This window comes from Deinococcus gobiensis I-0 (genome assembly GCF_000252445.1).
Taxonomy (GTDB): domain Bacteria; phylum Deinococcota; class Deinococci; order Deinococcales; family Deinococcaceae; genus Deinococcus; species Deinococcus gobiensis.
Genome location: NC_017790.1, coordinates 1,397,686 through 1,411,006 on the forward strand (window position 1 = coordinate 1,397,686; position 13,321 = coordinate 1,411,006).

General features: G+C 71.9%; 16 protein-coding genes. 11 read left to right on the forward strand and 5 right to left on the reverse strand.

Annotated features, from left to right (window positions below):
* Positions 1 to 78 precede the first annotated feature (78 nt).
* From DGO_RS21625 to DGO_RS06525, 4 genes are all read left to right on the forward strand, one after another.
* A complete protein-coding gene (locus tag DGO_RS21625) occupies positions 79 to 594 on the forward strand; it encodes a DUF2726 domain-containing protein (protein WP_226991482.1) in 516 nt (171 codons plus the stop codon).
* Positions 595 to 651: 57 nt separating this feature from the next.
* Entirely contained in the window at positions 652 to 984 is a 333-nt protein-coding gene (clpS, locus tag DGO_RS06515) for an ATP-dependent Clp protease adapter ClpS (RefSeq protein ID WP_043801381.1), read from the forward strand.
* Entirely contained in the window at positions 981 to 3,221 is a 2,241-nt protein-coding gene (locus DGO_RS06520; RefSeq protein ID WP_014684689.1) for an AAA family ATPase, read from the forward strand. The genes clpS and DGO_RS06520 overlap by 4 nt, the downstream gene beginning before the upstream one ends.
* 125 nt (positions 3,222 to 3,346) lie before the next feature.
* On the forward strand, positions 3,347 to 3,826 hold the full coding sequence (locus DGO_RS06525; RefSeq protein ID WP_014684690.1) for a hypothetical protein: 480 nt from the start codon (positions 3,347 to 3,349) through the stop codon (positions 3,824 to 3,826).
* A 101-nt stretch (positions 3,827 to 3,927) separates the two neighbouring features.
* Here the strand turns inward: DGO_RS06525 and DGO_RS06530 are convergent, their stop codons facing one another.
* The gene (locus tag DGO_RS06530) at positions 3,928 to 5,034 is read right to left on the reverse strand and encodes a Gfo/Idh/MocA family protein (protein ID WP_014684691.1); all 1,107 of its coding nucleotides are present in this window, start codon (positions 5,032 to 5,034) and stop codon (positions 3,928 to 3,930) included.
* Between the two features lie 113 nt (positions 5,035 to 5,147).
* Here DGO_RS06530 and DGO_RS06535 point away from each other — a divergent pair, with 113 nt between their 5' ends.
* The 4 genes from DGO_RS06535 (at position 5,148) to DGO_RS06550 (ending at position 7,453) form a co-directional block, all read left to right on the forward strand.
* Positions 5,148 to 5,741: a GNAT family N-acetyltransferase gene (locus DGO_RS06535; RefSeq protein WP_043801385.1), complete on the forward strand. Its 594-nt coding sequence runs from the start codon at positions 5,148 to 5,150 to the stop codon at positions 5,739 to 5,741.
* A 77-nt stretch (positions 5,742 to 5,818) separates the two neighbouring features.
* Positions 5,819 to 6,370: a GNAT family N-acetyltransferase gene (locus DGO_RS06540; RefSeq protein ID WP_043801386.1), complete on the forward strand. Its 552-nt coding sequence runs from the start codon at positions 5,819 to 5,821 to the stop codon at positions 6,368 to 6,370.
* Positions 6,367 to 6,849 carry a hypothetical protein gene (locus tag DGO_RS06545; RefSeq protein WP_145975266.1) on the forward strand — a complete coding sequence of 161 codons (483 nt, stop codon included), beginning with the start codon at positions 6,367 to 6,369 and terminating at the stop codon, positions 6,847 to 6,849. The genes DGO_RS06540 and DGO_RS06545 overlap by 4 nt, the downstream gene beginning before the upstream one ends.
* Positions 6,842 to 7,453 carry a hypothetical protein gene (locus DGO_RS06550; protein ID WP_043801390.1) on the forward strand — a complete coding sequence of 204 codons (612 nt, stop codon included), beginning with the start codon at positions 6,842 to 6,844 and terminating at the stop codon, positions 7,451 to 7,453. Before DGO_RS06545 ends, DGO_RS06550 begins: the two co-directional genes overlap by 8 nt.
* Positions 7,454 to 7,477: 24 nt before the next feature.
* On the opposite strand, the gene DGO_RS06555 is transcribed toward DGO_RS06550, so the two are convergent.
* Together DGO_RS06555 and DGO_RS06560 are read right to left on the reverse strand one after the other, a co-directional pair.
* Entirely contained in the window at positions 7,478 to 8,395 is a 918-nt protein-coding gene (locus tag DGO_RS06555) for an SDR family oxidoreductase (protein ID WP_014684695.1), read from the reverse strand.
* 177 nt (positions 8,396 to 8,572) lie between these two features.
* Positions 8,573 to 9,667 carry an aminopeptidase gene (locus DGO_RS06560; protein WP_043801393.1) on the reverse strand — a complete coding sequence of 365 codons (1,095 nt, stop codon included), beginning with the start codon at positions 9,665 to 9,667 and terminating at the stop codon, positions 8,573 to 8,575.
* Positions 9,668 to 9,765: 98 nt separating this feature from the next.
* Here DGO_RS06560 and purU point away from each other — a divergent pair, with 98 nt between their 5' ends.
* From purU to DGO_RS06575, 3 genes are all read left to right on the forward strand, one after another.
* Complete coding sequence (gene purU / locus DGO_RS06565; RefSeq protein WP_043801396.1) at positions 9,766 to 10,659, forward strand: formyltetrahydrofolate deformylase; 894 nt, start codon at positions 9,766 to 9,768, stop codon at positions 10,657 to 10,659.
* A 130-nt stretch (positions 10,660 to 10,789) separates the two neighbouring features.
* Positions 10,790 to 11,956, forward strand: a complete 1,167-nt coding sequence (locus tag DGO_RS06570; RefSeq protein WP_014684698.1) for an erythromycin esterase family protein — start codon at positions 10,790 to 10,792, stop codon at positions 11,954 to 11,956.
* Positions 11,957 to 12,037: 81 nt separating this feature from the next.
* Complete coding sequence (locus DGO_RS06575) at positions 12,038 to 12,415, forward strand: VOC family protein (protein ID WP_014684699.1); 378 nt, start codon at positions 12,038 to 12,040, stop codon at positions 12,413 to 12,415.
* A 13-nt stretch (positions 12,416 to 12,428) separates the two neighbouring features.
* On the opposite strand, the gene DGO_RS06580 is transcribed toward DGO_RS06575, so the two are convergent.
* Together DGO_RS06580 and ybeY are read right to left on the reverse strand one after the other, a co-directional pair.
* Positions 12,429 to 12,812, reverse strand: coding sequence for a diacylglycerol kinase family protein (locus DGO_RS06580; RefSeq protein WP_043801427.1), 384 nt, complete (start codon positions 12,810 to 12,812; stop codon positions 12,429 to 12,431).
* 1 nt (position 12,813) lies between these two features.
* Entirely contained in the window at positions 12,814 to 13,281 is a 468-nt protein-coding gene (ybeY, locus tag DGO_RS06585; RefSeq protein WP_014684701.1) for an rRNA maturation RNase YbeY, read from the reverse strand.
* Between the last annotated feature and the right edge of the window lie 40 nt (positions 13,282 to 13,321).

Consider the following 13,321-nt stretch of genomic DNA (forward strand, 5'->3'; position numbering starts at 1 on the left):
TAGCGGGAGACGCCGCCAGCATAGGGGATGGGGAGGGCTGTGGCCCCGGCGCCGAGCGCGGCGCGCTACCGTGGGGGCGTGCCACTGGGATGTCTCGCCTCGCTGTTCGGAATCCGGGAAAAAGCCGCCGCCTCGCGGGGCGGGGGAGTGCCGGGCCGGCCAAGCGCGCGCCCGGCGCCGCCCGAGTCCCTGCCCCTCAAGGTCCGGCGCTACTTTTTCACGCGCGACGAGGCCGCGTTTTTCGAGGCGCTGGAGGCCGCGACCGCCGACCTGCCCTACCGCGTGCTGACCAAGGTGCGCCTGGGCGACCTGTTCGACATCACCGACAAGGTGAATTCGGGGGCCACGCGCGGCCGCCTCAAGGACAAGCACGTGGATTTCCTGCTGGTCCATACGCGCGACCATTACCGTCCCGTGCTGGCCATCGAACTCGACGGGGTGTCGCACACGGCCGAGCAGCAGCAGTACCGCGACGCGGTCAAGGACACGGCCTTCCGCTGCGGCGGGCTGCGGCTGCTGCGCGTGCCCTCGCGCACGTACACGGTGGCCCAGGTACGCGACATGCTGCACCGAGAGGGCCTGGACGGCGGCTGAGCGCCGGGCCGCCGGTCGCCACCTTTTCTTTCCGGTCCGCCCGCTAGACTCGGGCCCATGACCCGCCCCGGCACCCCCAACACTGGCGGCGACCAGCGCACCCAGACGCTGGAGCGCACGCGGACCGAGCCGCCCCGGCTGTGGCGCGTGCTGCTCCTGAACGACGACTACACCCCGATGGAGTTCGTGGTCGCGGTCCTGTCGCGCTATTTCCGCAAGTCCGAACAGGACGCCCGACTCATCATGCTGGCTGTCCACCACAAGGGTCAGGGCGTGGCGGGCGTCTACACCCGCGACGTGGCCGAGACCAAGGTCGCGCAGGTCAGCGCGCAGGCGCGGCGCGAGGGCTACCCCCTGCGCGTCGTCGCCGAACCGGAGGCCCACGAATGATCGGCGAGCACCTTCAGGTCACCATCGGGCGCGCGGCCGACTATGCCCGCGTCGCCGGGCACGAGTACGTGACCCTCGAACATCTCCTGCTGGCGCTGACCCACGATCCCGAGGCCCTGGAAACGCTGCTGGCCCTGGGCGTGGATGTCGAGGCGCTGCGCGAGACCCTGAACGCCGAATTGCAGGAGGCCTCCGCGAGCGGCGAGGCGCTGCCCGAGGACGACGATCCCGATTTCACCCTGGGGGTCCACCGCGTCGTCGAGGGCGCGGTGCTGCAACTGCATGCCAGCGGCAAGGGCAGTGAGGAGGCCGACGGCGCGCGCGTGCTGGCCGAACTGCTGGAAGAGGAGGACTCGCCCGCCCGCGCGGCCCTGGAGGCCCAGGGCGTGACCCGCCTGGACGTACTGAGCTACCTCTCGCACGGCGTCGCCAAGGTGGGGGGGCGCAGCCGCGAGCGCCGCGTGGCCGGTGTGGACGGCGCGGCCGCCGAGGCCGAGGCCCCGGCCGAGACCGACCCGCTGGAGGCCTACGCCACCGACCTGACGGCCGCAGCGCGGGCCGGCGAGTTCGATCCCGTGATCGGCCGCGACGCCGAGCTGGAGCGCACCGTACACATCCTGGCGCGCCGGGGCAAGAACAATCCCGTGCTGGTGGGCGAGCCCGGCGTGGGCAAGACGGCGCTGGCCGAGGGACTGGCGCAGCGGGTGGTGGGCGGTCAGGCCCCCGGCTTCCTGAAGGACGCCTCGGTGTACGCGCTGAACCTGGGCGCGCTGCTCGCGGGCACGCGCTACCGGGGCGACTTCGAGGCGCGGCTGGGGGCGGTGGTCGCGGCGCTGGACGGCCGGAACGCGGTGCTGTTCATCGACGAGCTGCATACCATCGTGGGGGCGGGGGCGACCGAGGGCGGCAGTGTGGACGCCGCCAACCTCCTCAAGCCGGCCCTGGCGCGCGGGCGGCTGCGGGTGCTGGGCGCGACCACGCCCGCCGAACTGCGGCACCTGGAAAAGGACCGTGCCCTGTGGCGGCGCTTCCAGACCGTCGAGGTGCCCGAACCCTCCGAGGAGGACGCGCTGGCCATCCTGCGCGGCCTCGCGCCCCACTACGCCGCGCATCACGGCGTGACCTACGCCGACGACGCCCTGGACGCCGCCGTACGGCTCTCGGCCCGGCACCTGCGCGACCGTTTCCTGCCCGACAAGGCCATCGACGTGCTCGACGAGGCGGGGGCGGCGCGGCGCAGCGCCGGAAAGGGCGGCGAGATCGGGGTGCCGGACATCGAGGCGACGGTGGCGCGCATGGCCCGCGTGCCGCTGGGCGCCGTGAAGGCCGAGGAGGTGCGCAGCCTCGCCACCCTGGAGGCCGATCTGGGGGCGCGTGTCTTCGGGCAGGAGAAGGCCGTGGGGGCGGTCGCGGCGGCGGTCAAGCTCGCACGCGCGGGCCTGCGCGATCCGCAAAAGCCCCAGGGCATGTTCCTGTTCGCCGGGCCGACCGGCGTGGGCAAGACCGAGCTGGCCCGCGCGCTGGCCGAGCGCCTGGGGATCCACCTCGCCCGCTTCGATATGTCCGAATACCAGGAGCCGCACACGGTCGCGCGCCTGATCGGGGCGCCCCCCGGCTACGTGGGCTTCGACCAGGGTGGGCTGCTCACCGACGCGGTCGCCAAGCACCCCCACGCCGTGCTGCTGCTCGACGAGATCGAGAAGGCGCACCCGGACGTGTACAACGTCTTCCTGCAACTCATGGACCACGGCACCCTGACCGACCACGCGGGCAAGAAGGTGGACGGGCGCGGCCTCCTCCTGATCTTCACCACGAATGCGGGCGCGGCCGACGCCAGCCGTCCGGCGCTGGGGTTTTCGCGGGTGGGCCGTGCGGGCGAGGAGAGCGCGGCAGTGACCCGCACCTTCACGCCCGAGTTCCGCAACCGCCTTGACGCCGTGATCCACTTCGCGCCGCTGTCGCCCGAGGTCATGACGGGCGTGGTGGACAAGTTCCTGCGCGCCCTGGAGGCGCAGCTCGCCGAACGCCGCGTGGCCCTGACCGTGACCCCGGCCGCCCGCGCGCGGCTGGCGCAGCTCGGGTACGACCCGGCGCTGGGCGCGCGCCCGCTGGCCCGCGTGATTGAGGAACGGCTGGGCCGCCCACTGGCCGACGAACTGCTGTTCGGGCGGCTGACCGGCGGCGGGACCGTCATGGTGGACACGGACGATGAGGGCGGTTTCCGCTTCTCGCCCTGACCAGGGCGGGGTCTGAAGCATTTCTTGACCCCGCCTTGAATTCCATATGTTTGTTAACTTCCTTGTGAAGGGACGTTGCTTCCGGCCTCACTCTGCGCGCGGGGTCCGGTCGCCATCATGACCTCATGAAAAGCGTCCTGACGATTCTGCTGACCGCCGGCCTGCTCGCTTCCTGCGCGCCCAAGACCGAGACCACCACCACGACCACCGACACGACGACCACCGCCACCGTGCCGGATACCACGGCCACGACCGACGGCACCACGACCACCACGGACGGGACCACCGCCACCACCACGGACGGCACCGCCGCCGACAGCACCCTGGCGAACAACGACTCGGCCAACGCCAGCGAGGAACTGGACATGGCGGCTGGCGACGGCCTCGAAGGCTCGGTCATGAGCTTCGACGGCACGGCGCGCACCTTCATGCTCAACGAGGACGACAAGAACTACACCGTCAACGTGGACGCCTCGACCACCTACGAGGGCACCGCGACGACTGCTGACGACTTCTTCGGCACCAACCGCGACAACGCGTCGGTGGCGGTCGAAGGCGCCATCTCGGGCGACACCATCACCGCGACCAAGATCACCACGAACTGAGCAGGTGTGCTCGGTGGCCCGGCCTTCATGGTCGGGCCACCGTTCATGAGACGGCAGGGGGGCAGGTGTGATCGCCTGGCCCCCCTGCTTCATTTCTGGATTCACTCCTGGCCCGGCACCTCGGGCGGAATGCCCCGGAAGACGTCCTGGCCTTCCACCTTCTTCAGCTGCACGACCTGACCGCTGCGGGCGCTCTGGTAGATGGCGTCCATGATGATGTGGTCCTGTACGCCTTCCTCGCCGGGTGTCCAGGGCGTCTGGCCGCTGCGGACCCGCTGCGCGAAGTGGTCGAACTCGCGCGCGAACTGGTCATGGCTTCCGAAACTGGGTTCGAAGCGGCCCGCCTCGTCCTCGATGGTCAGTTTCACGCCCTGATACGGAAAGGCTGGGTCCATCAGCAATGAGCCTTCCTCGCCCAGCACGCGCAGGGTCGAAGTCTTCAGGGCTCCGTAGCTCGTCAGGCAGTTGGCGATCACGCCGCCCCCGAAACCGAGCATGAAGCTCACCGACTCCTCGACCTCCGTGAAGCGCGGGTCGTCCTGGGGCCGGTGCTGCGCCGCGAAGACCCACTCGGGTTCCTGGCCCAGCACGAAGCGGACCGTGTTCAGGCTGTAGATGCCCACGTCCGGCAGTGGCCCGCCACCCGCGAGGCCCAGGCGCAGCCGCCAGACCTCGGGATCGTCCTCTACCTGCACGTGGATGGAGTCGAGCAGTTTGACCTTGCCCAGGCGGCCTTCCTGCACGGCCTGCCGGGCGGCCCAGTGCTCGGGGGTGTACTGGCAGCGGTAGGCGGTCATGAGCTGCACTCCGGCCTGCGCGCAACCGTCCACGATGGCCTGGGCGTCGGCGACGTTCACGCCCAGCGGTTTCTCGCACAGGACGTGCTTGCCCGCTTCGGCGGCGCGCAGGGCGTACTCGCGGTGCATGGAGTTGGGCAGCACGATGTAGACGGCTTCCACGTCGCTGCGTTCGCGCAGGCGGCCGAACTCCTCGTAGGTGTACACGTCGTCCGGGGTCAGCCCCAGGGCCAGCGCGAAGGCCTCGCCCTTGTCGGGTTCGCTGGTGACCAGGGCGGCGACGTAGGCGTGTTCGCTCGTGCGCGCCGCCGGAAGAAGCTCCTCGACGCTGAGCTTCCCGAGGCCGACCACGGCGAAGCCGACCCGGCGGTTCTGGGCTTCCGGATGCTCAATCTGCGGTTTCAGGGGCATGGGTCACCGTAGCGGCCCCACGCGCGGCCCGGATGCCCCGGCGCTTGAGGCGTTCTTTACGGGTGGGGCCGTGCGGGCTGGGCCGTGCGGGGCGGGCGTGGCATAGTCCGGGCATGTCACGCCCGCCCCAGGTCCCGGTGCCCCAGGTCCGCTCCGCCGTTCCCGGAGACGCCGCCTTCGCCGCGCCCCTGATCCAGGAAACCATCGGGGCCATCGGGCACGCCCTGACCGGCGAGGTGGACGATGCCGGAGCCGCGCGGGTCATCGAGGAAGCCTTCGCCCGGCCGGGTCACCGCCTGAGCTTCGAATTCACGTTGCTGCTCGAAGAGGACGGCGTCCCCCTCGGGCTCGCGGTGCTGTATCCCGGCGAGCGGGCAGAGCTGCTGGACCGGCCCTTCCACGACCGCCTGCGGGCCCTGGGCCGGCCGGACCACATCGTCGCCGAGGCCCGGCCGGGCGAACTGTATCTCGACACGCTGGCGGTGGCGGGGGCGGCCCGGGGGCGGGGGCTGGGGGCCACGCTGCTCGCGGCCTGCGCGGCGCGCGCCCAGGCGGCCGGGCTGCCACTGGCCCTGCTGGTCGAGGACGGCAACCCGGCCGGGCGGCTCTACCGCCGCCTCGGGTTTGCGGGTGAGGAGGAGGTCACGGTCGCCGGGCATCGCTATCTGCGTCTGGCCTGGGCCGCCGCGCCGGCCGCCGGCCGGTGAGGCCGCCGGGGACGGTCCCGGCCCGACCCCTCCCGGCCCCCCATTGTCGCCCCCGCACTTCTGGCATACTCCGCGCCGTGACCGACCTCTGTGCCCCGGACGTGACGCTGCGTGACCGCCGACCGGAAGACGTGCCGGCCCTGGCGCGCTGGCTGACCGACCCCGCCGCCGAGTGGCGGGCCTGGGACGCGCCCTACACGCCCGCCGCCCAGACGACCGAAACCATGCGCGCCTACGTCAAGTACCTGCGCCAGACCTCGCCCGACCCCGACGAGCGTCTGGTCGTGGTGGGCGAGCAGGTGGTCGGCATGGTGAACCGCTCGGAGGAGGAACCGGCCGGCGGCGGCTGGTGGGACCTGGGAATCCTGCTGCTGGACCCGGCGTACTGGGGCGGCGGCGTGGGGACGCGCGCGCTGGCCCTGTGGGTGCAGGACACCCTGGACTGGACGGACGCCCATACCCTGACCGTGACCACCTGGGGCGGCAACGAACGCATGATCCGCCTCGCGCGCCGGCTGGGTTTCACCGAGTGCATGCGGGTGCGCGAGGCGCGGGTGGTCGCCGGGGTACGGCACGACAGCGTGCGCCTCGACCTGCTGCGCCGCGAGTGGGCCGGCGGCCGGGCGTGAGCCTCGCGGCCAGCTTTCCGGCGCGCACTGGGCTCGACCCGCGCGTGGTCGCCGGGACGTGGTACGTGACCCGCACCAGCCTGCCGCTGTGGCGCCGCCTGGACAATCCTAGCGTGACCTACGCGCCGCTGCCCGGCGGTCAGGTCGTGGACACGGTGCGCGCGGCGGCGGGGGGGCGCCCCCGTCTCATCGTGGGACTCGACCGGCCGCTGGGCGACGGGCGCTTCGAGTGGCGTGGCCTGTCCTTCCCGACCCGGTTCACGCCCAGCCGCTGGGAGGTGCTGGCGCATGACCCGCAGGCGCAGACCTGGGCCGTGACGGTGTTCGCGCGCACGCCGTTCACGCCCGCCGGGCTGGACGTGTATACCCGCGCGCCCCGGCTGCTTCCCGACCTCGAAACGTCTCTCCTGCGCCTGCTGGAGACCCTGCCGCAGGCGCAGCCTTTCGTGCCCCGGCTGTTCGCCCCCCGCCATGACTGACGACCGGCCCCGGCGCGGCGCGCCCCTCAACCCCCCCGGTTTCCTGGCGACGCAGGACCTCAAGGAGCGCGGCTGGACGCCCACGCTGATCCGCAAGTTCCTGGGCGAGCACGACCAGACCCGTCCCAACGGCCTGAAGATGGGCCGGCGCAAACTGCCCCCCGTCAAGCTCTACCGCGAAGAGCGCGTCAACGAGGTCGAGCGCGAGGACGCGTTCCTGGCCGCCCAGGCGCGCGCCGCCGACGCCCGTGAGCGCGCCGAGGGGAGGCGTGCCGAGAAGCAGGCCCGCCGCGCCGCCGAACTGCGGGACGCGGCCGAGAGCTACGTGCCGGTCATCCATCCCGAGCCCCTGCGCAAGGGCTCGGTGCGCAAGGCCCGTGATCCGTACCTGCCTGCGCTGGAAGCGGTGCAGGAGCGTCTGGTCGTGGGGCTGGGCAAGGTGACCGAAGCCGAGGCCGGGGTGCTGGCCGGGCTGCTGCGCGAGCGGCTGGACCTGGCCCTGTCGCTCGTCTACCCCTGGTATCCGTCACCGCACAAAGAAAGTCCCACCCGCGCGGCGACCGGGGCGAAGCCCAGCGACTGGCGCGAGTGGGACTGGGACTGAGGGGCCCCCCGACCCCCCAGGGGCTTACATCAGCTTGCCACCCGTGATGGGGAACAGGCCGCCCGTGATGTAGCTCGACTCCTGCGAGGCCAGCAGAACGTACAGGGAGGCGACCTCGGCGGGCTGGCCGGGGCGCCCGAGCGGCACCTGCTCGCCGAACTTCTTGAGGTTCTCCTGGCTCTGGCCGCCGCTGGGTTGCAGCGCCGTCCAGAAGGGGCCGGGCGCGACCGCGTTGGCGCGGATGCCCTTCTCGGCGAGCTGGCCCGAGAGCGCCTCGGTGTACGCGGCGATGGCGGCCTTGGTGGTCGCGTAGTCCAGCAGCGTCTCGGAGGGCTGCGTGGCGTTGATGGACGTGGTCGTGATGATCGTCGAGCCGGGCTTGAGGTGCGGAATCGCCGCCTTGGTCAGCCAGAACAGCGCGTAGACGTTCGTCTTGAAGGTCTCGTCGAACTGCTGGGTCGTGATGTCGGCGATGCTCTCCTGGAACACCTGCTTGGCGGCGTTGCTCACCAGAATGTCCAGCCCGCCGAAGGCCTCGACCGTCTTCTCGATCAGGCCGGTGCAGAAGGCCTCGTCCTTGAGGTCGCCGGGAAGCGCGAGCGCCTTGACCCCCGCCGCCTCGATGAGCTTGATGACCTCCTGCGCGTCCTCCTCCTCGCTGGGGAGGTAACCGATGGCCACGTCGGCGCCCTCGCGGGCGTAAGCGATGGCGACCGCGCGCCCGATGCCCGAGTCGCCCCCGGTAATCAGCGCCTTGCGGCCCTTGAGCCGGCCGAAGCCCTGGTAGCTCTTTTCGCCGTGGTCGGGCTCGGGAACCATCTTGGCGTCGAGACCCGGCGCGGGCTGCGGCTGCTCGGGAAAGGGCGGCCGGGGGTACTGGGTCAGCGGGTCGCGCATCTCGTACTGGTTGTTGACCGGCCGGCTCTGGGATTCGTCGCTCATGGGGCCGAGCCTAGGGCAGCCGCCCGGAACGCAGATGGCGTCCCGGTCAAGGCCGCCTTTATGGCCCATGCGGCCAGTCTTTAGGGAAGCCGGGAGCTGACCGGGATTCGGATGAACGGTGGCCGGGACAACCGGGGAGAAAACCTCATCTTCCGGGGGAGCCGGTTCTGCCGGGCCTCAGACGAACTGGCCGTTCTCCTGCCACAGTTCCCCATCGAGCAGGATCCGGCCGCCACCGCGCAGGTCGGCGATCAGGTCCCAGTGGACGGCGCTGTGGTTGGTGCCGCCCGTCTCGGGGTAGCTGCGCCCGACCGCGAGGTGGACCGTGCCGCCGATCTTCTCATCGAAGAGGATGTTGCCGGTGGGCCGCTGAATCCCGAAGTTGGTGCCGATGCCCAGCTCGCCCAGGAAACGCGCGCCGGGGTCGGTCGCCAGCGCGGCGTGCAGGGTGTCCTCGCCCTCGTCGGCGCGCGCCGAGACGACCTGCCCGGCCCGGAACTCCAGCCGCGCCCCGCGCACGAGCACGCCGCCGTAGGACGCCGGGATGTCGAAGGTGACGTGGCCCTCGGCGCTGTCCTCGCGCGGCCCGGTAAAGACCTCGCCGCTGGGCATGTTGCGCTTGCCGTCGCTGTTGGCCCAGGTGCGCCCGCCCACGCGCAGGGTCAGGTCGGTGCCGGCCGCCTCGATCTTCACGGTGTCGGCGCGGGTCAGGCGCTCGATCAGCCGGGCCTGCGTGGCGCGCACCTCGCCCCAGGCGGCCACCGGGTCGGCGCGGTCGAGGAACATCGCGCGCATCACGAAGTCCCCGAACTCGGCCTCGCCCATGCCCGCCTGCTCGGCGGCGTGCGGGGTGGGGTACAGCGTCAGGCTCCACTTCTTGCCTGCGCGGGCGGCGGCCAGGGCGGCGCGCGCGGCGGTCAGGCGGGCACGGCGTTCGGCGGCGCCGGGGGCGTCTGCGCCGCCCTGGGCCTCGGGGGTCAGAATGCGCAGGGTGCCGTCCATCGCGCGCATGTCCTCGGTATCGGCGGGGTGCGTGGTGTCCAGCACCTCGTCCCCGGCCAGGGCGGCCAGGTCCTCGTCCTGGCCGGGGTAGCTCAGGCGCACCACGGGCCGCGCGCCCGCCCGCAGCATGGCGCGGTGCGTCTCGGCCACCAGCGGCAGCGCGGCGCTGCTGCCTCCGATCAATAGGCGCTCGCCCGGCGCGGCGTACAGGCAGTAGTGCGTGAGCAGTTCGGCGTGTTTCGCCGGGTCGTAGGCCAGGAAGTCGGGCATGTGCGGCAGGCTAGAGCATCCGCTCCGCAGCCTGTCCAGGCAGGCCAGACCCCCACGCGGGCGCGGACTGCGGGTGCCGGGCGGTATCCTCGCCGGATATGACGGCCCCGGCTTCCTCCTCCGCGCCCCTCGACCCCCAGGGCACCGCCACGCTGACCATCTCCTGCCCCGACCGCAAGGGCATCGTGGCGGCCGTCTCGCAGTTCCTGCACAACCACGGCGCGAACATCCTGCACAGCGACCAGCACAGCACCGATCCCTCGGGCGGCAGCTTCTTCATGCGCATGGAGTTCCATCTCGGCGGCCTGGACCTCGCCCGCGAGCCCTTCGAGCGCGCCTTCGCGGCGGTCGTGGCCGAGCCCTTCGGGATGGACTGGCGCCTGAGCTACGCCAGCGAGCCCAAGCGCATGGCGATTCTGGTCAGCCGCTACGACCACTGCTTTCTGGACCTGCTGTGGCGCAAGCGCCGGGGCGAACTGAACGTCGAGATTCCCCTCATCCTGAGCAACCACGAGGACCTGCGCCGCGACGCCGAGATGTTCGGCATTCCCTTCCACGTCATCGAGGTGACCAAGGGCAACAAGGCCGAGGCCGAGGCCGAGCAGGTCCGGCTGCTGCGCGAGGCGGGGGCCGAATTCGCCGTGCTGGCGCGCTACATGCAGATCCTCTCGGGCGACTTCCTGCGCGACTTCGGGCGGCCGGTCATCAACATCCACCACTCGTTCCTGCCGGCCTTCGTGGGGGCCAATCCCTACCGCGCGGCCTTCAACCGGGGGGTCAAGCTCATCGGCGCGACGAGCCATTACGTCACCGAGGAACTCGACGCCGGGCCGATCATCGCGCAGGACGTGACGCCCGTGACCCACCGCGAGACGCCCGAGACGCTCGTGCGCCTGGGCCGCGATGTCGAGCGGCAGGTGCTCGCCCGCGCGGTCAAGGCCCATGTCGAGGACCGTGTGCTGGTGTACGGCAACAAGACCGTCGTGTTCTGAGGAAGGGCGGCCGCTCGGTAAAGGGCAAATGAAGGCTCTCCCGTAAGGCCGCTCACATCTTCCACAGGAAAGATGAGGGGGCCAAGGCAGGGGCGCCCCGGAACAACGTGCTGCGGCAAAGGAACCTGCCATGTCAACGCTGTATCCGTCTGGTCCCGGCTGGGCCATGACCCGGCCGGGGGCCGCCCTCGCCGCCTTCCTGCGGACCCTGCCCGCCCCGCCCCGGCTCCTGGGCCTGGGCGAGCCGACGCACGGCGTTTCGGCCTTTCCAGGCTGGCGCAACCGTATGTTGCAGGTGCTGGTCGAGGAACACGGCTTCCGGTCCATCGCCATAGAGAGTGACGCCGTCGCTGCGCTGCGGGTGAATACCTATGTCACAGCGGGCGAAGGGACGCTGGACGAGATCATGGCGTCGGGCTTCAGCCACGGCTTCGGGACTCTGCCCGCCAACCGCGCGCTCGTCGAGTGGCTGCGGGCCTTCAACGCGGGCCGTGATCCTGCCGACCGGGTGCGCTTCTACGGCTTCGACCCGCCGCTGGAAAACATGTGGGCGGCCAGCCCGCGCGCCAGCCTGCTCGCCCTGCACGCCTTCCTGAGTACGCACGGGCAGGCCGGGCCGGCGGAGGCGGCGACCATTGAGCGCCTGTGCGGTGAGGATGCCCGCTGGACCGACGAGGCGGCGGCGCTGAACCCGGCCGCGTCGCTGGGCCGCACCCCGCAGGCGCGCGAGCTGCGGGTGCTGGCCGACGACCTCGCCACCCTGCTCCGGCGGCAGGCCCCGGAACTGGCTGCCCGGCCCGGCTTCTGGGAAGCGGAGTTGCACGCCCGCACGGCGACCGGCCTGCTGCGTTACCACGCGGTCATGGCCGACCCCGTCCCGACGCCCATACGTGTGGAGGGCATGCTGGCCCTGCGGGATCTCCTCATGGCCGACCACCTGACGGCGGTGGCCGACCGCGAGCGCCCGCGCGGCCCCACCCTGGTCTTCGCGCACAACTCGCACCTGCAACGCCCCCGCAGCGAGATGCGGATGCTGGGCGAGACGCTGGGCTGGTGGGGTGCGGGCGCACACCTGGGCCTGCGCCTGGGCACGGCATACGCCTTCATTGCCTTGCATTGGCGCTCGTCGCCGCCGGAGGTCGCCTCGGAGTGGCCGCCCGCCACGCTGTATGCCGCCCGCGACCTGGAGGGGCTGGGCCTCCCCGAGTCCGCCGGGACACCGCAGTCCGCCCATTTTCCCCTGAAGGCGGAACAGGTGCCCTGGCTGGACGGCCTGCTCCTGCTGGAGCGCGAGTGAGCGCAGGGCGACACCTTCCCGGTCTGTCGCCGGAGCGACGGAGCCCGCCCGACACTGCGCCCACTGGCCTACGCTGGTCTCATGGAGATCATCCTCGACCACTGCGTGATTCATGTGACCGACTGGGCGCGGTCGAACGCCTTCTACCGGGACGTGCTGGGGGCCGAGGTCGTACCTCAGGGCAAGGGCTACGCCTATCGCCTGGGGGACCAGCAGCTCAACGTGCATGGGCCGGGCCTGAATCCCTCGCCCCTGGCGCGCGTTCCGGTGGCCCCCGGCGGCTCGGACCTGTGTTTCGTGTGGCCGGGCCGCCCCGAGGAGGCCGCCGCCCACCTGAAGGCCCACGGCGTCGCCGTCGAGCTGGGGCCGGTCGAGCGCCGGGGCGCACGTGGCCCAGGCCACAGCGTCTACTTCCGCGACCCCGACGGCTCGCTGCTGGAGTTCATCAGTTACGGCTGAAGCGCGTCCGGCCCTAGAACCCCAGCACCCGCAGCAGCGGCGGCAGCAGCACCGCCAGGGCGACCATGACTGCCCCCCCGCTGGCGACCAGCACGGCCCCGGCGGCGGCGTCCTTCGCCACCTTCGCCAGCGGATGCAGCTCGGGGCTGGCGAGGTCCACCACGGCTTCCAGGGCGGTGTTCACGAGTTCCAGACCCAGCACGAGCGCGCAGGCCAGCGCGACCGGGGCCAGGGGCGCGCGCAGGGCCAGGGCCACGGCGCAGGCGAGCGTCCCCGCCCACACCTCGATCCGGAAGTTGGGCTGCGTGCGGTAGGCGTGGGCGATGCCGGCCCGGGCGAAACCCGCCGAGCGCCACCACCGCCGCAGGCTCAGCGCCGAGCCGCCCTCCAGCCGCATGTCAGGTCCCGGTGGGCAGGGCGGCTCGGGCGGCGGCCCAGGCGGCGTGGAAGACCTCCCACTCCTCGCCGGTCGCGCCCTCCTCGAAGCCCAGGCCCTCGGCGTGCGGGTGGTCGTGCCCGACCAGGTGCGCGAGGCCGTGGCTGGCGAGCAGCGCGACCTCGTGTGTCAGGCTGTGGCCGCGTGCCTGCGCCTGCCGCGCCGCCGTGTCCAGGCTGACGATGATGTCGCCCAGGTGCGGCGGCACGAAGGGGTCGCCCGGCTCCCAGGTCGGGAAGCTGAGCACGTCGGTCGCGGCGTCTTCGCCCCAGTGCTCCTTTTTCAGCGCGCGGATGGTGCGGTCGCCCACCAGCACCACCGTCACCTCGCGCTCCTGTACCCCGAAATGCACCATTGCCGCCTCCAGGCTGGCGCGCAGGGCGGGGCGCAGGCCGGGGGGCGGCGTCTTGCGGGCGATAAGGTCGATCACGAGGGAGAGGATAAGGGCTGGGGGCCGGGCATGGAGAGAC